At 71.1% G+C, this 23870-nt stretch carries 18 protein-coding genes; 10 read left to right on the plus strand and 8 right to left on the minus strand.

All coding sequences use genetic code 11. The annotated features are described in order from the left end of the window. Positions 1 to 253 precede the first annotated feature (253 nt). Both RPQ07_RS15550 and RPQ07_RS15555 read left to right on the plus strand, forming a co-directional pair. The gene (locus RPQ07_RS15550) at positions 254 to 1582 is read left to right on the plus strand and encodes a M28 family metallopeptidase (protein ID WP_313944741.1); all 1329 of its coding nucleotides are present in this window, start codon (positions 254 to 256) and stop codon (positions 1580 to 1582) included. A 130-nt stretch (positions 1583 to 1712) separates the two neighbouring features. Then, on the plus strand, positions 1713 to 2270 hold the full coding sequence (locus RPQ07_RS15555) for a flavodoxin family protein (protein WP_313948904.1): 558 nt from the start codon (positions 1713 to 1715) through the stop codon (positions 2268 to 2270). A 37-nt stretch (positions 2271 to 2307) separates the two neighbouring features. Here RPQ07_RS15555 and RPQ07_RS15560 read toward each other — a convergent pair whose 3' ends face one another. The 5 genes from RPQ07_RS15560 to RPQ07_RS15580 form a co-directional block, all read right to left on the minus strand. Then, on the minus strand, positions 2308 to 3240 hold the full coding sequence (locus RPQ07_RS15560) for an ABC transporter permease (protein WP_313944742.1): 933 nt from the start codon (positions 3238 to 3240) through the stop codon (positions 2308 to 2310). Beyond that, positions 3227 to 4165, minus strand: a complete 939-nt coding sequence (locus tag RPQ07_RS15565; RefSeq protein WP_313944743.1) for an ABC transporter ATP-binding protein — start codon at positions 4163 to 4165, stop codon at positions 3227 to 3229. The genes RPQ07_RS15560 and RPQ07_RS15565 overlap by 14 nt, the downstream gene beginning before the upstream one ends. Positions 4166 to 4263: 98 nt before the next feature. Next, positions 4264 to 5496 (minus strand): DUF2092 domain-containing protein, encoded by a 1233-nt coding sequence (locus RPQ07_RS15570; RefSeq protein WP_313944744.1) that lies wholly within the window; start codon positions 5494 to 5496, stop codon positions 4264 to 4266. A 211-nt stretch (positions 5497 to 5707) separates the two neighbouring features. Beyond that, positions 5708 to 6730: a CHRD domain-containing protein gene (locus tag RPQ07_RS15575; protein ID WP_313944745.1), complete on the minus strand. Its 1023-nt coding sequence runs from the start codon at positions 6728 to 6730 to the stop codon at positions 5708 to 5710. Between the two features lie 256 nt (positions 6731 to 6986). Continuing rightward, on the minus strand, positions 6987 to 7997 hold the full coding sequence (locus tag RPQ07_RS15580) for a polyprenyl synthetase family protein (RefSeq protein WP_313944746.1): 1011 nt from the start codon (positions 7995 to 7997) through the stop codon (positions 6987 to 6989). Positions 7998 to 8216: 219 nt separating this feature from the next. On the opposite strand from RPQ07_RS15580, the gene RPQ07_RS15585 reads away from it, so the two are divergent. From RPQ07_RS15585 to RPQ07_RS15620, 8 genes are all read left to right on the plus strand, one after another. Then, complete coding sequence (locus tag RPQ07_RS15585) at positions 8217 to 10244, plus strand: CocE/NonD family hydrolase (protein ID WP_313944747.1); 2028 nt, start codon at positions 8217 to 8219, stop codon at positions 10242 to 10244. Positions 10245 to 10282: 38 nt separating this feature from the next. Then, positions 10283 to 11509 carry a fumarylacetoacetase gene (gene fahA / locus RPQ07_RS15590; RefSeq protein ID WP_313944748.1) on the plus strand — a complete coding sequence of 409 codons (1227 nt, stop codon included), beginning with the start codon at positions 10283 to 10285 and terminating at the stop codon, positions 11507 to 11509. A 292-nt stretch (positions 11510 to 11801) separates the two neighbouring features. Next, entirely contained in the window at positions 11802 to 12572 is a 771-nt protein-coding gene (locus RPQ07_RS15595; protein ID WP_313944749.1) for a GntR family transcriptional regulator, read from the plus strand. A gap of 42 nt (positions 12573 to 12614) precedes the next feature. Beyond that, entirely contained in the window at positions 12615 to 12842 is a 228-nt protein-coding gene (locus tag RPQ07_RS15600; protein WP_266533934.1) for a ferredoxin family protein, read from the plus strand. Positions 12843 to 12871: 29 nt separating this feature from the next. Then, complete coding sequence (locus RPQ07_RS15605) at positions 12872 to 14242, plus strand: ABC transporter substrate-binding protein (RefSeq protein ID WP_313944750.1); 1371 nt, start codon at positions 12872 to 12874, stop codon at positions 14240 to 14242. Continuing rightward, positions 14239 to 15090 carry an ABC transporter permease gene (locus RPQ07_RS15610; protein ID WP_313944751.1) on the plus strand — a complete coding sequence of 284 codons (852 nt, stop codon included), beginning with the start codon at positions 14239 to 14241 and terminating at the stop codon, positions 15088 to 15090. The genes RPQ07_RS15605 and RPQ07_RS15610 overlap by 4 nt, the downstream gene beginning before the upstream one ends. Further along, complete coding sequence (locus tag RPQ07_RS15615) at positions 15087 to 15869, plus strand: ABC transporter ATP-binding protein (RefSeq protein ID WP_313944752.1); 783 nt, start codon at positions 15087 to 15089, stop codon at positions 15867 to 15869. The genes RPQ07_RS15610 and RPQ07_RS15615 overlap by 4 nt, the downstream gene beginning before the upstream one ends. 11 nt (positions 15870 to 15880) lie before the next feature. Then, positions 15881 to 18592, plus strand: coding sequence for a fumarate reductase/succinate dehydrogenase flavoprotein subunit (locus tag RPQ07_RS15620; protein WP_313944753.1), 2712 nt, complete (start codon positions 15881 to 15883; stop codon positions 18590 to 18592). Between the two features lie 105 nt (positions 18593 to 18697). Here the strand turns inward: RPQ07_RS15620 and nuoN are convergent, their stop codons facing one another. Genes nuoN through nuoL form a run of 3 tightly spaced genes read right to left on the minus strand, consistent with a single transcriptional unit; the run spans position 18698 to position 23858 of the window. Beyond that, a complete protein-coding gene (gene nuoN, locus RPQ07_RS15625; protein WP_313944754.1) occupies positions 18698 to 20362 on the minus strand; it encodes an NADH-quinone oxidoreductase subunit NuoN in 1665 nt (554 codons plus the stop codon). Next, positions 20359 to 21930, minus strand: coding sequence for an NADH-quinone oxidoreductase subunit M (locus tag RPQ07_RS15630; protein ID WP_313944755.1), 1572 nt, complete (start codon positions 21928 to 21930; stop codon positions 20359 to 20361). Before RPQ07_RS15630 ends, nuoN begins: the two co-directional genes overlap by 4 nt. A gap of 5 nt (positions 21931 to 21935) precedes the next feature. Beyond that, positions 21936 to 23858 carry an NADH-quinone oxidoreductase subunit L gene (nuoL, locus tag RPQ07_RS15635; RefSeq protein ID WP_313944756.1) on the minus strand — a complete coding sequence of 641 codons (1923 nt, stop codon included), beginning with the start codon at positions 23856 to 23858 and terminating at the stop codon, positions 21936 to 21938. Positions 23859 to 23870: the final 12 nt, after the last annotated feature.

The raw sequence follows: 23870 nt of genomic DNA on the forward strand, positions 1-23870 counted from the left end.
GTTCCGTGACGGAACCGAAGTCCTATATACGAACGCGGCTGACCGATTTCCGCCCTTGACGGTAGGTCAAAGTCTCGCTGAACTCTCAGCACGCACACCGCGCCACCCGTACCGCAGCATCACCACCGCATGCCCACGCGCCCGCATCGCTCTCCTTACTGTTCAGCGCCACTGCTCCAACGCCCTGGAACGAGCCGTTCCGGGGCGTCTCGCACGTTCCGTCATGTCCCCGTACGGAATCCGGAGCCCCCACATGAAGTTCTCCGCCTTTCCCAGACGCACGGCCGCGGCCGCCGCGATAGCCCTGGCCGGTCTGCTCGCCTCCGCCGCTCCCGCGGCCACGGCGGCACCGGCCGCGCCGGCAGCCCCGACGTCCGCACTGGCCGCCCCCGACATACCGCTCGCCAACGTCAAGGCGCACCTCACCCAGCTCCAGTCGATCGCCACCGCCAACGGCGGCAACCGCGCCCACGGCCGGGCCGGCTACAAGGCGTCCCTCGACTTCGTGAAGGCGAAGCTGGACGCGGCCGGATTCACCACGTCCATCCAGCAGTTCACCTCCAGCGGCGCCACCGGGTACAACCTCATCGCCGACTGGCCCGGCGGCGACGCCAACCAGATCGTGATGGCGGGTGCGCACCTCGACTCCGTCTCCTCCGGTGCCGGCATCAACGACAACGGCTCGGGCTCCGCAGGCGTCCTGGAGACCGCGCTCGCCGTCTCCCGCGCCCAGTTGCAGCCCACGAAGCATCTGCGGTTCGCCTGGTGGGGCGCCGAGGAGCTGGGCCTGGTCGGGTCGAAGTACTACGTCAACAACCTTCCCGCCGCCGAGCGTTCGAAGATCTCCGGTTATCTCAACTTCGACATGATCGGCTCGCCCAACCCGGGCTACTTCGTCTACGACGACGACCCGGCGATCGAGAAGGTCCTCAAGGACTACTTCGCCGGCCTCGGCGTCGCGACCGAGATCGAGACCGAGGGTGACGGCCGCTCGGACCACGCCTCGTTCAAGAACGTGGGCATACCGGTCGGCGGTCTGTTCACCGGAGCCGGGCGCACGAAGACCGCGGCGCAGGTCCAGAAGTGGGGCGGCACGGCCGGCCAGGCCTTCGACCGCTGCTACCACTCCTCGTGCGACACCACGGCGAACATCAACGACACCGCCCTGGACCGCAACAGCGACGCACTCGCCCATGCCGTCTGGACGCTCTCGACGGGGACCACCGTCCCGCCCGGTGAGGCATACGAGAACACCGCCGACGTGGCGATCCCGGACAACGGCGCGGCCGTCACCTCCACGGTCAACGTCACCGGCCGCACCGGCAACGCCCCGGCCGCCCTCTCGGTGGGCGTCGACATCCGGCACACCTGGCGCGGCGACTTGGTCGTGGACCTGGTGGCCCCCGACGGCAGTGCGTACCGGCTGAAGAACTCCAGCAGCAACGATTCGGCGGACAACGTCGTCGCCACCTACACCGTGAACGCGTCGAGCGAGCCGGCCAACGGCGCCTGGAAACTGCGGGTGCAGGACGTCGCCGCGCAGGACACGGGCTACATCAACAGCTGGAAGCTGACCTTCTGACCGGCTGACCCGGCTGTCCCGAAGACCGCCACCCCCCACCGACTGCATGCGTGTGCATATACTGCGCACGCATGCAGTCACGTTCGCGGACGGCTGTCCGCGGTACGAGCGGTACGAGGGGGAGAACGCGATGACCCGGAAGTTCCTGTTCCTGCTGGGCAGCAGCCGCACCGACGGCAACACCGAGGCGCTGGCCCGGCTCGCGGCCGAGCAGCTTCCCGCGAGCGCCGAGCAGCGCTGGCTCCATCTGGCCGACCTCCCACTGCCGGACTTCGAGGACGCACGGCACGAGGACGACGGCGCCTATCCCGCGCCCACCGGGCACGGCGCCACCCTGCTGGACGCCACTCTGGAGGCGACCGACCTGGTCATCGCCTCACCGCTGTACTGGTACACCGTCTCGACCTCCACCAAGCGCTACCTCGACCACTGGTCGGGCTGGATGCGGGTGCCGGGCGTGGACTTCAGGGCCCGGATGGCGGGACGCACGCTGTGGGGCGTGACCGCGCTCGCCGACGCCGACCGCGCGGCGGCCGACCCGCTGGTGGGCACGCTCGACACCATCGCCGCCTATCTGAAGATGGAGCGGGGCGGTGTACTCCTCGGCAACGGCTCCCGGCCCGGTGACGTCCTGAACGACGAAGCGGCCGTCGGGGACGCCAAGCGGTTCTTCGCCGCGGTGACGTGAGTCATGCACCCAGCTTCGGAAATCGTGGCCGCGGTGCCTACGCCGTGATGTCCTTCGTCGTGAAGCGCGCCCAGGCAGCGGACCCGAACACCACGGCGTACAGCGCCTGAAGGCCCAGGTTCTTCTGCACCTCGTCCCAGTAGAGCGGCTCCCGCAGCAGGTCCGAGAACGACAGCCAGTAGTGCGGGAAGAGATACGGGTGGATCGCGTCCAGCTGAGGGATCGTGTCCAGGATCTGCACGGTGATCAGCAGGCCGACCGTGGTCGCCATGGCCGCGATGCCGCTGCCCGTGAGCGTCGAGACGAACAGGCCGAGGGCCGCGAGTCCGGCCAGCGAGGCCGCGACGACGACCGCGATCAGGGCGGCCCGCAGCAGGCCGTCCCCGAACGAGATGGTGGTGCCGGAGATCGTCGTGACATCACCGAGCGGGAAGAGCACCGCGCCGACGGCGAGCGCGGACGCGGCGACCACCAGGGTGGCCACCAGACAGAACGTGAGGACGGTCGCGTACTTGGCGAGGAGCAGCCGGGTCCGGCCCGCCGGTGCGACCAGCAGATAGCGCAGGGTGCCGGCATTGGCCTCACCCGCGATGGCGTCGCCCGCGACGACCCCGACCGCCATCGGGAGGAACACGGGCAGGGTCGCGGCGAGCGCGGCGAAGACCAGGAACAGGCCGTTGTTGGTGATCTGGGCGATGAAGGCGGGTCCCTCTCCGCCGCCTCCGCCGGAGGAGCCCCCGTCGCCGGTCTCGATCTTCACCGCGATGCCGATCAGTACCGGTACGGCGGCCAGCACGGCCAGCAGGGCGAGCGTCCGCCAGCGGCGCAGCGTGGTGAACAGCTCGGAGCGGAAGAGCCCGAGGGTCCACAGCGCACGCGGTCCGGCGTCCGGTCCGGCAGCCGCTCCCGGGCGGTCGGAGCCATCGGCACCGCCGGTCCCGCCCGTCCCGATCACCTCAGCCTGCGACATCGAATCCCTCTCCGGTCAGTGCGACGAACGCGTCCTCCAGGGAGGCGCGCTCGACGCCGAACCCCCGTACCCGCACCCCGCCCCCGACCAGGGCGGCGTTGAGCTCGGCCAGGTCCACACCGGGCCCCGGCGGCTCGCCCGTCACCCGCTCGTCCTCGACGTTCACCCCGGCGACTCCCTGCTCCTTGAGAAGGCGGGCGGCGTCGCCCGTGTCGGGCGTGAGGACGACCAGGCGGCCTCTGGCCCCGGCGGCGAGGTCGGCCACCGGGCCCTGGATGAGCAGCCGTCCCTGCGCCATGACGGCCGCGTGGGTGCAGACCTGTTCGATCTCGTCGAGGAGGTGCGAGGAGAGGAAGACCGTGGTGCCGTCGGCGGCCAGCGCCCGGACCAGGGCGCGGATCTCCCGCATGCCCTGCGGGTCGAGGCCGTTGGTGGGCTCGTCGAGCACCAGGAGCTTGCGCGGCTGGAGCAGCGCGGCGGCGAGCCCGAGCCGCTGCTTCATACCGAGGGAGTACGCCTTGGCCTTCTTTCCCGCGGCCGAGGTCAGCCCCACCCGGTCCAGTGCGGAGGCGACGCGGGCCGCGCGGGTGCGGGGATCGGCGTTCGGGTCGGCGGAGTCGTACCGCACCAGGTTGTCCCGGCCGCTCAGGAACCCGTACAGCGCCGGTCCCTCGATCAGCGCGCCCACATGGGGCAGGACCGTCCGTACGGCACGCGGCATGGTGCCGCCGAGGACGGTCGCGCTGCCGGCGGTGGGCTCGATGAGGCCCATCAGCATCCGGATGGTGGTGGTCTTGCCCGACCCGTTGGGGCCGAGGAAGCCGAAGACGCTGCCGGCGGGCACGGCGAGGTCGAGCCGGTCGACGGCGAGCTGGCCGCCGCGGTAGCGCTTGGTGAGTCCGTGCGTCTCGATCACCGCTGCCATACCGGCCCCCGTTCACTCGCTCAGGCTTCCGCCCCACCGTACGGAGCGTACGGCGGGGCGGGCGACAACCACGATCGGGCGTCATGCCCTCGCCCGGGTCACTTGCCTGCGTCGGCCGCCTTCACGAGTGCGTCCTTGGTGACCGCTCCGACGTACACGGTGCCGTCGTCCGTCATCAGGGCGTTGACGAGCCGGGTCTTGAAGACCGTGCCCGAGCCGAACTTGCCCTTCACCGGGTCGCCCAGGGCGTCCAGGAAGCCCTGCGCCTCCGGCGGGACGTCACCCTCCTTCGGGGCCGCGGAGCCCTCGCCGGCGGGTCCCTCGATCTTCGCGATGGAGGTCCAGCCCTCACCGATGACGTTCAGGCCCTGGAACTCCTCGAAGCCCTTGAGGTCCTTCTCGGGCTTCGGGGCTCCCTGGTCCTTGCCCAGCTCGTCGGCCTCGGTCACCTTCGCGCCCTTGGGCGGGCTGAAGTCGAAGGTGGACGCGGCCGGCTTGGAGAAGTCGACCTTGGTGAAGCCGACGTCGACGGCGGCCTTGCCCCCGCCGCTCGGCGTGAGCGTGAACTTCAGCGGGGTGCCCGTCTTCGCGTCCACCGCCACCTTGATCGAGCCGATGGTGGAACCGCTCTGCTTGGGCTTGATCAGCAGCTGGTACGCGTCGCGGCCGGCCACCTGGGCGGTGCCGTCGACGGTGATGGACGTGGTGTCGCCGGCCGCCTCGAGGGCCTCGTCCGCGAACTCCTTGGGCGTGGACGGCAGATCCTCGGGCTTCGCCTGGTCCTTGCCGTGCTCCTCGGCGGCGCCCTTCGCCGCGTCCTTGGAGTGGTACGCCTCGTTGGTCGCGCTGTCGTAGGCCCAGACCTCGTCGCCGTTGTGGATCAGGCTGTACTCGGCCGCGTCCTCCAGGATCGACACCTTCTGCCGGTCCGGACCGTCGGCCGCGACCCTCAGCGTGTGCGAACCGGTGGCGAGCTCCATCAGCTTGCCGTCTGGGGCGGCGGACGAGCCCTGCTCGTCCCCGCGGTCGCCGCCCTTGGGCGCGAAGGAGTCGGCGAGACCGCCGATGTCCGGGAGGCCCAGGTCCGTGTTGACCTTGACGGTGCCGGACAGCTGCTGGGTGTCCGATGCGGCGATCTTCTCGATGAGCTCCTGCGCGCTGATCTTCGGCAGATCGGGGTCACCGGATGCAGCGAGCGCCGGGACGAGCCCGATGGTCGCCGCCGCCACCCCGGCCACCGCGACCGGGACGATGTAGCGAGCGGCCTTGCGGCGGCCCACTGCGAGGTCCTTGGCCTCTTCGGTGGTCTGTGCGCTGTCGTTCGGTGCCATGGTGTGCCCTACCTCCGTGGTTGGTCAGGCCTGGTACTACCAATCTGACCAAATCGGCCGCACTCAGGCGTCAGACCCCGGGAGCAACTTGTCGTACTGCTCTGGGATGACGCAGAGGCGCGACGCCTCCCCCATCCAGTAGGGGAAGCGCCGAGCCCTTGACGCAAGAGCTGTGCGGAAGTTCTTGTCCGCTGTGCCGGTCCGGGTCCTGTTACTTCTGGACGAAGACGTAGTCCGCGCCGTACGGGACGCCGACGATCGCACCCTGGTCGCAGCTGCCGGCCGGGGCGACGCCGCCCACGGTGTTCAGCCGGAAGATCTCCTGGGTGTGGGCGAACAGCCCCCGCTTCTTGCCGGACCGACTCGCCTTGAGGTCCAGCTCGGGGATGTTCGCCTCGCCGTTCGGCGTCCTGCTGATCAGTGCACCGGTGACGGCGCTGCGGTCGGGAGCGATCCACTGCGGAGTACCGGAGTTGGGAGCGATGAAGGAGTGAGCGATGTTCCCGCCCAGCACGGCCCGGACATCGCGCTGCTGGAAGGAGAGCGTGCCGTCGGCGGACTTCTTGCACTCGTAGATCTGCCGGCCCTTGACGACGGACGCCTGGACGTTGCCGAGGGCGCGGTCGAACGGGAAGGACCCGGTCACCTTGTGGAACTGGCCCCGGACGGCGCCGCCCGGGAACGCCGCGGTGTGCAGATTGGCGTAGAAGCCGTTCGGGTCCGTCCTGAACGCGTCGAGCACGGCCTTGTCCTTGACCTTGACGCTGCCGGTGACGGCTCCCGTCCAGCCGGCGGGCTTGGTCCGGCCCGTGCCGATCAGCCCGGTGAAGTCGATCTTGATGCCTCCGTTCGTGCCCTTCGCACCCTGGTGGATGTGGAGGGCGGTCGGCTTGTCGGTGCCGCGGAACTTCACCGCGACCGACACTTTGTCCCTCCGGACCTCGACGAACTGGAGCGCCGCGCCGTCGCGGTCACCGACGGCGGGCCCTCCCTGCACCGGAACCTCGTTGGCGCCGTTGAGGCTCGCCACGAAGAGCGAGGCGCTCCTGCCCGAGCCGCCCGAGCCGCTCTGGACGGCCAGGTCCGAACCGCTGCCGCCCTGCCCGGCGGAGCGGTGGGCGGAGCCGTCGCCGTCGGCCGCGAAGGCCGGCAGGACGGCGAGGGCAACGCCCGCGGCGGCAGCGACGGCAGCGACGGCGGTGGTACCGACAAGGACGGTCTTGGTGCGCTTCATCAGTAAGTCTCCCCGTACCGATGCCAACGCCCTGTGCGTCAGCTTCTGCACTGGCGTACGGAGCGGATCTCGGATTGGACCCAATCCAATTCTGTGATGCCGGTCACACCCGCGAGGAGGCGGCGCAGGCACCCGTCCGCCGGTGCACGCGGGTGTCTACCGGTTCCCCGTCGAGGTACGGGTATCGCCCGCGGGCGCGTCGAAGCGCCGCCCGCTCGGGCGTCTGTGCAGGTGGGGAGGGATCTGGCGGGGTGCGTCAGCCCGCTCGGTGCACGACCAGGTCGCAGAGCTCCACGAGCGCCGCCTTCGCATCGCATTCGGGCAACGGCGCGAGCATCGCCCGCGCCTCCTCCGCGTAGCGCACGGTGTCGCGCCGCGCCTGCTCCAGCGCGGGGTGCACACGCAGCCGGCGCAGCGCGTCGGCGTGCAGCTCGTCGTCCGAGAGGTCGCTCTCCAGCAGCGCGACCAGCTCCAGGTCCTCGGGGAGCCCCTGGGCCTCGGCCCGCGCGCGCAGATGCAGCACGGGAAGCGTCGGGATGCCCTCCCGCAGGTCCGTGCCCGGCGTCTTGCCGGACTCGTGCGAGTCGCTGGCGATGTCGAGGACGTCGTCGGCCAGCTGGAACGCCACGCCGAGCCGCTCGCCGTACTGGGTCAGGATGTCCACGACACCCTCGTCGGCACCCGACATCATCGCGCCGAAGCGGCCCGAGACGGCGATCAGGGAGCCCGTCTTGCCGCCGATGACGTCGAGGTAGTGCTCCACGGGGTCACGGCCGTCGCGCGGGCCCGCCGTCTCCAGGATCTGGCCGGTGACCAGTCGCTCGAAGGCCTCGGCCTGGATGCGTACGGCCTCCGGACCCAGGTCGGCCAGTATGTGGCTGGCCCGGGCGAAGAGGAAGTCGCCGGTCAGGACGGCGACCGAGTTGCCCCAGCGGGCGTTCGCGCTGTCCACACCGCGCCGTACGTCCGCCTCGTCCATCACGTCGTCGTGGTAGAGCGTCGCGAGATGCGTGAGCTCCACGACCACGGCGGAGGGCACCACACCGGGCGCGTGGGGGTCGCCGAACTGGGCGGCCAGCATCACCAGAAGTGGCCGGAACCGCTTGCCTCCGGCCCGGACGAGATGCTGCGCGGCCTCCGTGATGAAGGGCACCTCGCTCTTGGTGGCATCGAGCAGACCCGCCTCCACGGCCGACAGTCCGGTCTGGACATCGGCCTCAAGAGCCTGGTCCCGCACGCTCAGCCCGAACGGCCCGACGACGCTCACGAGGGGGTCTCCTGTCTGCTGACGATCACACGGATTGTCGATGTGTCGCTCGATTCACTCAAGTCAGCGTATCCGGTCGCCTTTCGATCACCATGGGCGGCTTCCCGCTGCCGCCGGTATGTTCGTGATCAGCACGTACGCCCAGGGGTGAGCCCTTTCGCCGGGTTCTGCGACCGGTTCCGACGTGACCGGCGCACCCCGTGCACCGAGGTCTCCGCCATGGACCAGCACCAGCATGCCCCGTATGAAACCAGCCACGAGGACGTCCGGATTCCGCTGACCGACGGAACTCGGCTGTACGCACGGATGTGGCGGCCGTACACCGATGCGCCTGTCCCGGTCCTGCTCGAGTATTCGCCGGAAAGGCTGACCGATACGACCGCCGCGCGTGACGCGCAGCGTCACCCTTGGTACGCCGCCCACGGCTACGCGTCCGTCCGTGTGGAGGTGCGCGGACACGGCAACAGCGAGGGTCTGCCCGGCCCCGAGGGCGATCCCGGCGCGGTGGCGGACGGCGCCGAGGTGGTCGGGTGGCTGGCCGCGCAGCCGTGGTGCACGGGCCGGGCCGGCATGTTCGGGATCGGCCCCGGCGGCACCCTGGCCCTGCGTGTGGCGGCCCTCGCCCCGGAACCGCTGAAGGCCGTCGTGGCGGTGTGCGCCACCGACGATCCGGACGACAACGGTGCGTACCACCCGGGCGGTTCGGTGCTCGCCGAGGGCCTGCTCAGCCGGTCCGCGGCACTGATGTCCGCCCTCTGCCGCCCGCCCGATCCGCTCTTCGCCGGCGAGGAGTGGCGCGGCATGTGGCGCAGGCGCCTGGAGGCCGTCGAGCCGCCCGCCCACGCCTGGCTCGCGCCCCGGCCCGGCGAGACGGACCGGCCGCGGCAGGACGCCGGCGAGGCCCAGGACATCACGGCGGGCATCACCGCGGCCGTCCTGGCCGTGGGCGGGCTGTACGACCCCTACCGCGACGCCGTCCTGCGGCTGGCGACGCGGCTGCCGCCCGATCGCGTCCGCGCACTGATCGGCCCCTGGCCGCACCGCTATCCGGACCACGCCGACCACCCGGGGCCCGCGATCGGCTTCCTCGGCGAGACCCTCGCCTGGTGGGACCGCCATCTGAAGGACGCGGGCGGCGAGGCACCCGCCGAAGACCCGCTGCTCCGCGCCTGGATCAGCACGCCGCACCTCCCCCACCCCTCGGGTCACTGGGTCGCCGAACCGAGCCTGCCGTCACCGCACGTCCGCACCGTCGCGTACGCGCTCGGCGGCGCACCCCTCGTCGTCGACTCGCCCCAGCACACCGGGCTGGACGCGGGCCGGCCCGTCCCCACCGGGAACGACGCCGATCCACCGCCCGACCAGCGCGCGGAGGACGCGCACTCCGCCTGCTTCGACTTCCCCGTCACGGACGAGCCGGTCGAGATCCTGGGCCGGGCCCGGGTCGTTCTGCGGCTGCGCCCGGACGGCCCGCACGGCCAGGCGGTCGCCCGGCTGTGCGACATCGCGCCCGACGTCTCGTCCACACTCGTCGCCCGGGGCGGCGTCGACCTCACCGCCCACCGCGCCGGCCGACAGGACGCGTGGTCGCCGGGCCGGGCCGAGGACGTGACGTTCGAACTCGGCACGGCCGGCCACTCCTTCCCGCCCGGGCACCGCGTCCGGCTCGCCGTCTCCTCCGCGTACTGGCCGTGGATCTGGCCCGCGGGCGACTCGGCGGGCTTCACCCTCGACCCCGAGGGCTCCTTCCTCGAACTCCCGGTGCGCGAAGCGCTCCCCACGACGGGTGACCGGATCACCTTCGGGGAGCCCGACCCGTACGAGCCGCTCGGCGTCAGCTCCCCCGCCACACTCGACGAGGAACGCCCGGAGCGCCTGGTGGTGCGGGACGTCGCCCGGGGCGAGTGGCGCGTGGAGACCGACCCCCGGCCGGGCGGCCGGCGCATCCACCCGGACGGCCTCGAACTCACCGAGGAGGCGCGGGAGACGTGCACGATCCTGGAGCACGACCCGCACTCCGCCTGTGTCCGCGCCGAGTGGACGGCCCGGCTCCACCGGCCCGACCGGGCCTGGGACGTGACGGTCGAGAGCCGTTGCGACATCAGCTGCGACGCGGCCGGCTTCCTCGTCGAGGACGAGGTGGTGTGCCGCGACGGGGCGGAGATCGTCTTCCACCGGACCTGGGAGAGACGTCTTCCGCGTGAGGTCGGCCGAACGGCCTGCCGGGGCGGGTACGCGTCCACGTAACGTGTCACCCACACCCGTGGAAAGCGAGGCAGGCACCGATGTCCGAGCAGAGCCCGCTCGATCTGGCCGAGGGCGATCCCTTCGGCCCGCACAACCTCCCGTACGGCGTCTTCAGCACGGCGGACGACCCCGGTCACCGCCGGGTCGGCGTACGCATCGGGGACCATGTGCTCGATGCCGGTGCGGCGGCCCACACCCTCGGCTCGCCCTACGCGGCCCTGCTGGCCAGGCCGACCCTCAACCCCCTGCTCGCGGCGGGCCGTACCGCCTGGCGCGACGTACGGCGCGCGATCACCGCCTGGGTGACCGTGCCGGGGCACCGTGCGGACATGGAGCCGCTGCTGCACCCGCTGGACGCGGTCACGCTGCACCTGCCCTACGAGGTCGCCGACTACGTCGACTTCTACGCGAGCGAGCACCACGCGACCAACGTCGGCCGGATCTTCCGGCCGGACGGGGACGCGCTCACCCCCAACTGGAAGCACCTCCCGATCGGCTACCACGGCCGCTCGGGCACCGTCGTGGTCTCCGGTACCGATGTCGTACGCCCCTCGGGCCAGCGCAAGGCACCGGCCGACGCCGCTCCCGTCTTCGGGCCGTCCGTGAAGCTCGACATCGAGGCGGAGGTCGGCTTCGTCGTCGGCACCCCCTCCCCGATGGGTACGCCGGTGGCCCTCGGCGACTTCGGCGACCACGTCTTCGGTCTGTCGCTGCTCAACGACTGGTCTGCCAGGGACATCCAGGCCTGGGAGTACGTGCCGCTCGGCCCGTTCCTCGGCAAGTCCTTCGCCACCTCCGTCTCCGCCTGGGTGACACCGCTGGAGGCCCTGGACGCCGCGCGGACCGATCCGCCGGCCCGCGACCGCGAGCTGCTGCCCTACCTCGACGACTCCGCCGAGGACGAGAAGGGCGGCTTCGACCTGCGTATCAGCGTGGCGGTCAACGGACATGTGATCGCGGAGCCGCCGTTCGCCACGATGTACTGGACGGCCGCGCAGCAGTTGGCGCACATGACGGTCAACGGCGCCTCCCTGCGCACCGGTGACCTCTACGGCTCCGGCACGGTCAGCGGCCCGGAGGTCGGCCAGCGCGGTTCGCTGCTGGAGCTGACCTGGAACGGCCGGGACGCGCTCGAACTCCCCGAGGGCAAGCGGACCTTCCTGGAGGACGGCGACGTGGTGACGATGACCGCCTGGGCTCCGGGCCCGGACGGCGTACGCGTGGGTCTCGGCGAGGTGTCCGGCCGGATCGTCCCCTCGGCCTGACCGGGCGGGGCACGACCTGAGCGGGGCACCGGCCGACACCGGCGGGCACGACCCGAACGGGGCACGGGCCACCGGCCGACACCGGCGGCACGACCCGGCCGGAGAGGGCGCGGGGCACCGGCTGAAGCGGCGGGGCGGGGGTGGCACATCCCCGCCCCGCCGCGCGCCGCCCGGTGGCAGATCTTCTCCGAGGCCGGACAAAGCAGCAGTTCAACGCGGTGCTCCCGGTCACGGGCATGGCGCAACACTCTGGCAACACCACCGTCGACACTCCGTCGGTATCGTCCACCGCATGCCAGCCGAACGCATCCGTGACCACGCCGTGCCGGTCGCCGCCGCACGACGGCGGCTGCTGCGCGCGGACCGGGCACGGCAGCTCGCCGACCTGTTGCGCCACCAGGTGCGCACAGGCGGCTTCCCCGGCGGCGCCCTGCCGCTGGAGGGGGCGATCGGCGAGGAGTACCGCGTATCGCGCAACACCGTCCGGCAGGCACTCGACCTGCTGCGTACGGAAGGACTGATCGAACGGCAGCCGGGCGTCGGCACCGTCGTGGTGTCCGAGAAGTACTCGCACGGCCTGGACCGGTTGCAGGGTCTCGCCGAGACCCTGCACGAACACGGCGACGTCACCAACGAAGTCCGTACGGTCGGCCCCGTCACCGCGCCCGCACCCGTGGCGCGGCGGCTCGGACTCGGTGAACACAGCGACGTCCTCTGCATCGAGCGGCTGCGCCGGCTGAACGGCCTGCCCCTCTCGCTCGACCTCACCTACGTCCCGATGGACCTCGGGACCGGGCTGCTCGGCTGCGACCTGGAGCACACCGATGTGTTCCGGCTCCTCGAATCCCTGGCCGGACAGCCGCTCGGCACCGCCGAGATCACCCTGGAGGCCGTCAACGCCGACGCGCACTCCGCCGCCGTGCTCGAAGCGCCGCGCGGCTCCGCCGTGCTGATGCTGGAGCGGCTCACCCATCTCGCCGACGGCCGGCCCGTGGACCTGGAGTTCATCCGCTTCCGCGGCGACCGCATCGCCATGAGCGGGCTGCTCCACCGCGCCCTCTGACCCGCACTCCCACCCTCCGTACCCCGTTTCCTGGAGACAGCCATGCCTCTGGCACCCCAGCGCGCCGACGTGCCCGTGACCATCGACGAGTCCAAGTGCATCGACGGCTGCACGCTCTGCGTCGACATGTGCCCGCTCGACTCCCTCGCCATCAACCCGGACAGCGGCAAGGCCTTCATGCACGTGGACGAGTGCTGGTACTGCGGCCCGTGCGCGGCCCGCTGCCCCACCGACGCGGTCACGGTCAACATGCCCTATCTGCTCCGGTGAGCCGGCACGGTCGAGAGGTCCGAACTCCCATGACACGCACAGCACTTCTCCCACGCACCGCACTTCCCGCCGCCCTCGCCGCCGCCCTCGTCGTCCCGCTCGCCACCGGGTGCGGCGGCGACGCGAACGCCGGCGACTCCGGAACGGTCACCGTGACCGTCGGCTACCAGTCCAAGACCATCAACACCGTCACCGCCGGCACCCTGCTGCGCTCGCTGGGCTACTTCGAGCAGGAGCTGAAGGCGCGCGGCGCCCGGGACGGCATCACCTACAGGGTGAAGTGGCAGGACTACGCCACCGGCGCGCCGATCACCGCCCAGATGACCGCGGGGAAGATCGACATCGGCTCGATGGGCGACTTCCCGCTGCTGATCAACGCGGCCCGCGGCAAACAGCTCAACCGGCCGACCCGGCTCGTCTCCGTCACCGGCTACAACCTGCGCGGCGGCCTCAACACCATCGTCACGGAGCCCGGTTCACGGCTGTCGTCGCTCGCGGACCTGCGCGGCAAGAAGGTGTCCACCTCGGTGGGGTCCGCGGCCGACGGCACGCTCGTCCGGGCGCTCCAGCGGGCGGACATCGACGCGGAGAAGGACATCCACAAGCTCAACCAGCAGCCCGCGGTGGGCGCGTCGGCTCTTCAGGCAGGCAGCGCGGACGCACTCTCGCAGTTCGTGGCCTGGCCGGGGCTGCTCGCCTTCCAGGGCCGGGCGAAGGCCCTCTACGACGGCGCCGAACTGAATCTGCCGACCTTCCACGGGGTCACCGCGCGCGAGGAGTTCGCGAAGAAGCGGCCCTCCGTGCTGGAGGACTTCCTGCGCGCGCAGGACAAGGCCACCGAGTATCTGCGCGAGCAGCCCGTCGCGGCGGCCGAATCGGTCGCGAAGGCCACCGGTCTGCCGCCCGAGGTCGTCTACCTCTACAACGGTGCGAACGGCATCGCGACGTTCGACCCGACCATCAAGCCCGCCCTGGTCGCGGCCCTGAAGAAGGACGTTCCGGTACTGAAGTCGGCCAGGCTGGTCGGTGATGTGGACGTGGACGCCTTCGTCGACGACCGGTACGTCAAGCGGGCACTGGGCACCCGGTACGCGCAGGCACTCGCCACGACAGCCGCGCCCGCACGCAGCGAGGTGTGGCTCAGGAGCGGCACCACGCGGTCCTTCGCCACCCCCGACCAACTGCTGCGCCACATCGCCGCGGACACCGGCGCGGTCCGGGCCGCGTACGTCCCCGACGCGACGACCGGCACTCTCTGGTTCGCGGACAAGGCGGTCTGGGTGGCGGACGGCCCCCGGCTGCTGCCCTTCGTCACCCCGTCGGCGGCGTCGGTGTACATCGCCGGCCACCCCGGGGCGCGGACGCTGCCGTACGCCGACGCCCTGAAGCAGGCGTCATGACCTCGCGGCACCTCGTGCGGGCCCTGTCCCTGGCCGGCGCGCTCGGTCTGTGGCAGCTGCTCACGGCGTACGACGTCAATCTGTGGCTGCGGTTCGAGCAGTTCCCCACCGTCACGGATGTCGCGCGCGCCTTCGGGGACCGGATCGGCAACGGGACGTACTGGCAGGACCTGACCGACAGCCTCACCCGCATCGTCACCGGTTTCGTGCTGGCGGCGGTCGCGGGCGTGGCGGTCGGCACGGCCGTCGCCCGCTCACGGATCGCCGCGGATCTGCTCGGCCCGGTCCTCGAAGTCCTGCGCCCCATACCGGCGATCGCGCTCGTGCCCGTGGCGATCCTGCTCTTCCCGAGCAACGAGCAGGGGATCGTCTTCATCACCTTCACCGCGGCCTTCTTCCCGGTGATGGTCTCGACCCGGCACGCCGTACGCGCCCTGACCCCGGTCTGGGAGGAAGCCGTCCTCACGATGGGCGGCGGCCGCGCCCGTGTGCTGGGCTCGGTCGTGCTGCCGGGCGCACTGCCGGGGATCCTCGGCGGGCTGTCGGTCGGCATCGGCGTCTCGTGGATCTGTGTGATCTCGGCGGAGATGATCTCCGGCGAGTACGGGGTGGGTTACCGGACCTGGCAGGACTACACGGTCGTGGACTACCCGGGGGTCTTCGTCGGCATGGCGACCATCGGCCTGCTGGGCTGGCTCACCTCGACCGCCGTGGAGGTGCTGGGCCGCCGTCTGACGCGCTGGCTGCCCCGGCCCGCCGGCGACACCGTCGCCCGCCCCCGGACCCGCACTCCCGCGCTGCGACGGGCGGCGCGGCCGGACTCCCTCCGAGGAGGCGTCGCACCGTGACCACACCCCCCGAAACCGCCCTCGCCCCGGCCCCTGTCGCACATCCAGGAGCCCGGCTCACGCTCCGCTCCGTCGCGCTCGGCCGGGACGGCACCGCCGTGCTCGACGGCGTCGACCTCGATGTGGCGCCCGGTGAGATCCTCACCGTCGTCGGGCCGTCCGGCTGTGGCAAGTCGACGCTGCTGCGCACCCTGGCCGGGCTGCTCCCGCCGCTCGGCGGCGAGGTGGCGCAGGACGGCGTGCCCATCACCACCCCTCGCGCCGAGCGTGCGCTGGTCTTCCAGGACGACGCGCTGCTGCCCTGGCGTACGGTGCGCGCCAACGTCGAACTGCCCCTCGCCATCCAGGGCGTCGCCCGCGCCGCACGCCGCAGGACCGCCGACGCGTGGCTGGAGCGCGTCGGCCTCGCCGGGTACGGACCCACCTTCCCGCACCGGATCTCGGGCGGGCAGCGCCAGCGGGTGCAGCTCGCCCGCGCGCTCGCCGGCGAGCCCCGGGCGGTGCTGATGGACGAGCCGTTCGGCGCGCTGGACGCCCAGACCCGGGCCGGGATGCAGCAGTTGCTGGTCGACGTGCTGCGGCACACCGGCGCGACCGTCGTCTTCGTCACCCACGACGTGGACGAGGCCGTGTTCCTCGGTGACCGGCTCGCGCTCCTCGGCACCGGCCGCGTCCTGGACGTACCGCGTCCCCGCGAGCGCGAAGCGCACAGCGACCCGGCGACCGTGGCACTGCGCCGCGAGGTCCTCGCGTCCCTCGGCAGCACCGGATCCCAGTGAAAGGCACGACCGTGCAGATCCCCGCTCTCACCGACGCCGAGGAGCTCTCCTGCGACGTCCTCGTCATCGGCGGCGGCACGGCCGGCACGATGGCCGCCCTCACCGCGGCCGAGCACGGCAGCAACGTGCTCCTGCTGGAGAAGGCGCACGTCCGCCACTCCGGGGCCCTCGCCATGGGCATGGACGGCGTCAACAACGCCGTCATCCCCGGCCGTGCCGAACCCGACGACTACGTCGCCGAGATCACCCGCGCCAACGACGGCATCGTCGACCAGTCCACCGTCCGCCAGACGGCCACCCGCGGCTTCGCCATGGTGCAGCGGCTGGAGTCGTACGGCGTGAAGTTCGAGAAGGACGAGCACGGCGAGTACGCGGTGCGCCAGGTCCACCGCTCCGGCTCGTACGTCCTGCCGATGCCCGAGGGCAAGGACGTCAAGAAGGTCCTGTACCGCAGGCTGCGCCGCCGTGAGATGCGCGAGCGCATCCGCATCGAGAACCGGGTGATGCCGGTCCGGGTGCTGACCGCGGAGGGCCGGGCGGTGGGCGCGGCCGGCTTCAACACCCGCACCGGGCAGTTCGTCACGGTCCGCGCGGGTGCGGTCATTCTCGCGACCGGCGCCGCCGGCCGCCTCGGTCTGCCCGCGAGCGGCTATCTGTACGGCACGTACGAGAACCCGACCAATGCCGGTGACGGCTATGCCATGGCCTACCACGCGGGCGCCGAGCTCACCGGCATCGAGTGCTTCCAGATCAACCCGCTGATCAAGGACTACAACGGCCCGGCCTGCGCCTATGTCGCCAATCCCTTCGGCGGCTACCAGGTGAACCGGCACGGCGAGCGGTTCGTGGACTCCGACTACTGGTCGGGCCGGATGATGGCGGAGTTCGCCGCCGAACTCGCCTCCGACCGCGGGCCGGTCTATCTCAAGCTCAGCCATCTGCCCGAGGAGTCGGTCGCCGCGCTGGAGTCCATCCTCCACACCACCGAACGCCCGACCCGGGGCACCTTCCACGCGAACCGTGGCCACGACTACCGCACCCACGACATCGAGATGCACATCTCCGAGATCGGCCTGTGCGGCGGCCACTCGGCGTCGGGGGTGCGGGTCGACGACCATGCGCGCACCACCGTGCCCCGGCTGTACGCGGCCGGCGATCTGGCGTGCGTGCCGCACAACTACATGATCGGGGCGTTCGTCTTCGGTGATCTGGCCGGTGAGGACGCGGCCCAGTACCGGGCGTACACCGGTGAACTCCCGGCGGACCAGCTGGCGGAGGCCCACGAACTGGCCTACGGACCGCTGCGGAATCCCGACGGCCCGCCGCAGCCGCAGGTCGAGTACAAGCTCCGCCGGTTCGTGAACGACTATGTCGCGCCGCCCAAGTCCGGCGCCCGACTGTCACTCGCCGTGGACCACTTCGAGAGGATGCGCGGCGAGATCGCGGAGATGGGCGCCACGACGCCGCACGAGCTGATGCGCTGCGCCGAGGTGAGCTTCATCCGGGACTGCGCGGAGATGGCGGCCCGCTCCTCGCTCGCCCGTACGGAGTCCCGCTGGGGTCTCTACCACGAGCGCACGGACCATCCGCAGCGCGACGACAGCGGCTGGCTGCACCATCTGGATCTGCGCAAGTCGCCGTCGGGAGCGATGGAGTTCACGGCGCGGCCGGTGGAGCCGTATCTGGTACCGGTCGAGGAGTTCACTCCGGTCGGCGGTGCCTCCCGCCATATCGGGGAGGTCTCGCCGGAGCAGGTGGCGACGGCGGGACCGCGTGAGGCCGCCCCGACCGGCTCGCGCATCGCCGCCCCCACCAGCACCAGCACCCCGGAGCGCGCGGCGACCGACTCGCCGCGCATCCTGGAGCTCGTGGCGCTCGCCGACGATCAGCCCGAACTGGCGGCTCTGGCCCCCTACTTGGCGGACCCGGATCCGGCGGTACGGCGGGCGGCGGTGGCCACACTCACGGAGACCGCCCCCGACGGCACGGGCACGGCGCTCGCCTCCGCGCTCGCGGACGCCGACCCGGGCGTGCGGGCGGTGGCCGCGGAGTCGCTGCGTGAACTGGTCGAGACGCTGCCGCCGGAGCCGGCGCTGCGCACCCCGCTGGTCGCGGCCGTCTCCTCGGCCGACCCGGTGGTACGGGCCGCGGCGCTCGACCTGCTGCGCGCCCTGCGGCTGGGGAGCACGGCCCTGTTCGCCCCGGGCCTGGACGATCCCGACCTCGGCGTCCGGGTGGAGACGGTCCGTGCGCTCGTCTCCGTGGACGCCGTCCGGGAGCTGACGACGGCCGCCGCCGACCCGGCCCGTGAGGTCCGCGTCACCGTGGCGAAGGGCCTTGCGGCGGTGACGGCGCCCCCGGCCGACGTCCTCGGCCCGCTCACCCGGCTCCTGGGCGACGCCGATGTCCTTGTGCGCGCGGCCGCCTTCCAGTCGCTCGGCACGACGGGCTGCCCCGCGGAGGTGGCGGAGGCGGCCGTAGGGGCGCTGGACGACCCTGCCTGGCAGGTCCGCGCCGGAGCCGCTGCCGCGCTCGGCGCAGCGGCCTCCGGTACGGCGGTTCCGGCGCTGGCCAAGGCACTGGGCGACGCCTCCGCGGATGTCCGCAAGGCGGCGGTTCTCGCCCTGCTCCGTCATCCGGCCGCCGAGGAGGCCCGCGCGGCGCTGGCGACGGCGGTGCACGACCCGGACGCGGACGTCCGGGCCTACGCGGCGCGCGCCTGAGGCCCCCGGCCCCGAATCGCGGCCGACAGGTGCCCCGCACGGCACGGACGAAGGGCCCGGCTCCCCCGAGGGAGTCGGGCCCTTCGTGGACCATGTGGCGCACGGCTACCGCACGAACACCCCGGCCTGGTTCGCCAGGTCGAGGAAGTACTGCGGCGCCACACCCAGCACCACCGTCACCGCGACACCGACGGCGATCGCCGTCGTCGTCAGCACCGACGGCACGGCCACCGTCGGGCCGTCCGCCTTCGGCTCGCTGAAGAACATCAGCACGATGACCCGGATGTAGAAGAACGCGGCGATCGCGGACGAGATCACACCGACCACGACCAGCGCACCCGCGCCGCCCTCCGCCGCCGCCTTGAAGACCGCGAACTTGCCCGAGAAGCCGGACGTCAGCGGAATGCCGGCGAAGGCCAGCAGGAAGACGGCGAACACGGCCGCGACGAGTGGTGAACGACGGCCCAGACCCGCCCATTTGGACAGGTGTGTCGCCTCGCCGCCGGCGTCCCGCACCAGCGTGACCACCGCGAACGCGCCGATCGTCACGAAGGAATAGGCCGCCAGGTAGAACAGGACCGACGAGATGCCGTCGGGCGTCGTCGCGATGACACCGGCCAGGATGAAGCCGGCGTGCGCGATCGAGGAGTACGCCAGCAGCCGCTTGATGTCGGTCTGGGTGATGGCCACGATCGCGCCGCCCAGCATGGTGACGATGGCGATGGCCCACATGACCGGCCGCCAGTCCCAGCGCAGCCCCGGCAGCACCACGTACAGCAGCCGCAGCAGCGCACCGAACGCGGCCACCTTGGTCGCCGCCGCCATGAACCCGGTGATGGGCGTCGGCGCTCCCTGGTAGACGTCCGGCGTCCACATGTGGAACGGGACGGCGCCGACCTTGAACAGCAGGCCCGTCAGGATCATCGCGACGCCGATGAGCAGCAGCGCGTCGTTGCCCATGGTGTCGGCGAGCGCCGGGTCGATGGTGCGGACGCTGCCGTCGACGACCTCCGCGATCCGGGCGTACGAGACGGAGCCCGCGTACCCGTAGAGCAGGGCGATGCCGAAGAGCAGGAACGCGGAGGAGAAGGCGCCCAGCAGGAAGTACTTCACCGCGGCCTCCTGCGACATCAGCCGCTTGCGCCGGGCGAGCGCACACAGCAGATACAGCGGGAGGGAGAAGACCTCGAGTGCGATGAAGAGGGTCAGCAGGTCGTTGGCGGCCGGGAAGACCAGCATGCCGGTGATCGCGAACAGCGCGATCGGGAAGACCTCGGTGGTGGTGAACCCGGCCTTGACCGCGGCCTTTTCGCTGTCGCTGCCGGGCACCGATGCGGCCTGCGCTGCGAACGAGTCGACGCGGTTGCCGTGCGCCTCCGGGTCGAGCCGGCGCTCGGCGAAGGTGAACACCGCGACCATCGACGCCAGCAGGATGGTGCCCTGGAGGAACAGCGCGGGACCGTCGACGGCGATCGCGCCCATCGCGGCGATGTGCGCCTTGGTGGTGCCGTATCCCCCGGCGGCGAGCCCGACGATCGCGGCGAACGCGGCGGCGAGAGCGACGACGGTCAGGAACAGCTGGGTGTGGTACCGGGCCTTGCGCGGTACAAACGCCTCCACCAGCACACCGAGGACGGCGGCGCCGACGACGATCAGTACCGGTGCCAGCTGGGCGTATTCGATGTGAGGGGCCGGGATCTTGTCGATCGGCGGCGTCGGTGCGGCCGCGGCCGCCGTCGTCCACAGGCTGTGGACAGCTGTAGCGCTCACTTGGCCGCCTCCACCTCGGGCTGGGGGTCCTTCTCCTGGACGTCGGACATCGTGTGCTCGACCGCCGGGTTCACGATGTCCGTCAGCGGCTTCGGGAAGACGCCGAGGAAGATCAGCAGCGCGATCAGCGGCGCCACCACCGCCAGCTCACGGGCCTTGAGGTCGGGCATGCTCCGCACCTCGGCCTTCACCGGCCCGGTCATCGTCCGCTGGTAGAGGACGAGGGTGTAGAGCGCGGCGAGCACGATGCCGAAGGTGGCGATGATGCCGGCCACGGGATAGCGCGCGAAGGTGCCGACCAGGACCAGGAACTCACTGACGAACGGAGCCAGTCCGGGCAGCGAGAGGGTCGCGAGGCCGCCGATCAGGAAGGTGCCGGCGAGCACCGGCGCGACCTTCTGCACTCCGCCGTAGTCCGCGATGAGCCGCGAGCCGCGGCGGGTGATCAGGAAGCCGGCCACCAGCATCAGCGCGGCGGTCGAGATCCCGTGGTTGACCATGTAGAGCGTCGCGCCCGACTGGCCCTGGGAGGTCATCGCGAAGATGCCCAGGACGATGAAGCCGAAGTGCGAGATCGAGGCGTAGGCGACCAGTCGCTTGATGTCGCGCTGGCCGACCGCGAGCAGGGCGCCGTAGACGATGCTGATCAGCGCCAGCACCAGGATCACCGGCGTGGCCCACTTGGAGGCCTCGGGGAAGAGCTGGAGGCAGAAGCGGAGCATCGCGAAGGTGCCGACCTTGTCGACGACCGCGGTGATCAGCACGGCGACCGGAGCGGTCGCCTCCCCCATCGCGTTGGGCAGCCAGGTGTGCAGCGGCCACAGCGGCGCCTTGATCGCGAAGGCGAAGAAGAAGCCGAGGAACAGCCACCGCTCGGTGTTGGTCGCCATCTCCAGCTGACCGCTGGCCCGGGCCTCCGCGATCTCGGAGAGCGAGAAGCTCCCCGCGACGACGTAGAGACCGATGACCGCGGCCAGCATGATCAGTCCGCCGACCAGGTTGTAGAGGAGGAACTTCACGGCCGCGTACGACCGCTGGGTCGCCGCCGCCTCGTCCCCGCCCGCGTGGGCCCGGTCGCCGAAGCCGCCGATGAGGAAGTACATCGGGATGAGCATGGCTTCGAACAGGATGTAGAAGAGGAAGACGTCGGTGGCCTCGAAGGAGAGGATCACCATCGCCTCGACCATGAGGATCAGCGCGAAGAATCCCTGGGTGGGCCGCCAGCGCTTGCTGCCGGTCTCCTGGGGCTCGGCGTCGTTCCATCCGGCGCCGATGACGAACGGGATGAGCAGCGCGGTCAGCGCGATCAGCGCCACCCCGATGCCGTCGACGCCCAGTTCGTACCGGACGCCGAAGTCCTTGATCCAGGCGTGCGACTCGGTGAGCTGGTAGCGGTCACCGCCGGGCTCGAACCGTACGAGCACGATCGCGGCGAGTACGAGTGTGGCGAGCGAGAACAGCAGCGCCAGCCATTTCGCTGCGGTCCGCCGCGCGGCGGGCACCGCGGCGGTGGCGATCGCACCGACTGCCGGAAGTGCCGCCGTCACCGTAAGGAGCGGGAAAGACATAGCAGTTACACCGCCCTCATCAGCAGGGTCGCGGCGATCAGCACCGCCGTACCTCCGAACATCGAGACGGCGTACGAGCGGGCGTAGCCGTTCTGCAGTTTGCGCAGCCGGCCCGAGAGCCCGCCGACCGAGGCGGCCGTGCCGTTCACCACGCCGTCGACCAGAGTGTGGTCGACGTAGACCAGGGAGCGGGTGAGGTGTTCGCCGCCGCGGACCAGGACCACATGGTTGATGTCGTCCTGGTACAGGTCGCGGCGGGCGGCCCGGGTGAGCAGCGAGGCCCGCGGAGCAACCACCGGCACCGGCTTGCGTCCGTACATGGCCCAGGCGATGGCCACGCCGATCAGCAGCATGGCGATGGTGCAGGCCGTGATCGCCGGCACGCTGATCACCGGGTGCGGATGCTCGAACTCGGTGACCGGAGCCAGCCAGTTCACGAAGCGGTCGCCGATGCTGAAGAACCCGCCGGCGAAGACCGACCCGAAGGCGAGCACGATCATCGGGATGGTCATCGACCTGGGCGACTCGTGCGGATGCGGCTCGTGGCCCGACCCCGCGGCGGAGTCGCTGTCGGACTCTGTGGGCTGCCAGCGCTTCTCACCGAAGAAGGTCATGATCATCACGCGCGTCATGTAGAACGCGGTGATACCGGCGCCCAGCAGGGCGATTCCGCCGAAGATCCAGCCGCGGATGCCGTCGTCGTACGCGAAGGCGGCCTCGATGATCTTGTCCTTGGAGAAGAACCCGGAGAACGGCGGCATCCCGATGATCGCGAGATAGCCGAGCCCGAAGGTGACGAAGGTGACCGGCATGTACTTCCGCAGGCCGCCGTACTTGCGCATGTCGACCTCGTCGTTCATGCCGTGCATGACCGAACCGGCGCCGAGGAACAGACCGGCCTTGAAGAAGCCGTGCGTCACCAGGTGCATGATCGCGAAGGCGTATCCGATCGGGCCGAGACCGGCCGCGAGGATCATGTAGCCGATCTGCGACATCGTCGAGCCGGCGAGGGCCTTCTTGATGTCGTCCTTGGCGCAACCGACGATCGCACCGAACAGGAGCGTGACCGCGCCGACGATCACGACGGCCAGCTGGGCGTCGGGTGCGGCGTTGAAGATCGCGCCGGAGCGGACGATCAGATACACACCCGCGGTCACCATGGTCGCCGCGTGGATGAGGGCCGAGACCGGGGTCGGGCCCTCCATCGCGTCCCCGAGCCAGGACTGCAGCGGCACCTGGGCGGACTTGCCGCAGGCAGCCAGCAGCAGCATCAGGCCGATGGCCGTCAGCTTGCCCTCGCTCGTCTCACCCGTCGCCTCCAGGACCGGCCCGAAGGCGAAGGTCCCGAAGGTGGTGAACATCAGCATGATCGCGATCGACAGGCCCATGTCGCCGACGCGGTTGACGAGGAAGGCCTTCTTCGCCGCGGTCGCCGCACTGGGCTTGTGCTGCCAGAAGCCGATGAGGAGGTACGAGGCGAGGCCGACGCCCTCCCATCCGACGTACAGCAGCAGGTAGTTGTCGGCGAGGACCAGCAGCAGCATGGCCGCGAGGAACAGGTTCAGATAGCCGAAGAAGCGGCGGCGCCGCTCGTCGTGCTCCATGTACCCGATGGAGTAGATGTGGATCAGTGTGCCGACGCCGCTGATCAGCAGGACGAAGGTCATCGACAGCTGGTCGAGCTGGAAGGCGACGTCCGCCTGGAAGCTTTCGACCGGGATCCAGGTGAACAGCGTGCTGTTCAGGGTGCGTTCATCGGCGCCCTTGCCCAGCATGTTCGTGAACAGCACCACGCCCAGCACGAACGACGCACCGGCGAGCACGGTGCCGATCCAGTGGCCCGTGCGGTCGAGCCGCCGCCCGCCGCACAGCAGGACCGCCGCTCCGAGCAGTGGCGCCGCGATGAGCAGCCCAATCAGGTTCTCCATGCCGGCGGCCCC

This window comes from Streptomyces sp. AM8-1-1 (genome assembly GCF_032229325.1).
Classification (GTDB): Bacteria; Actinomycetota; Actinomycetes; order Streptomycetales; family Streptomycetaceae; genus Streptomyces; species Streptomyces achmelvichensis.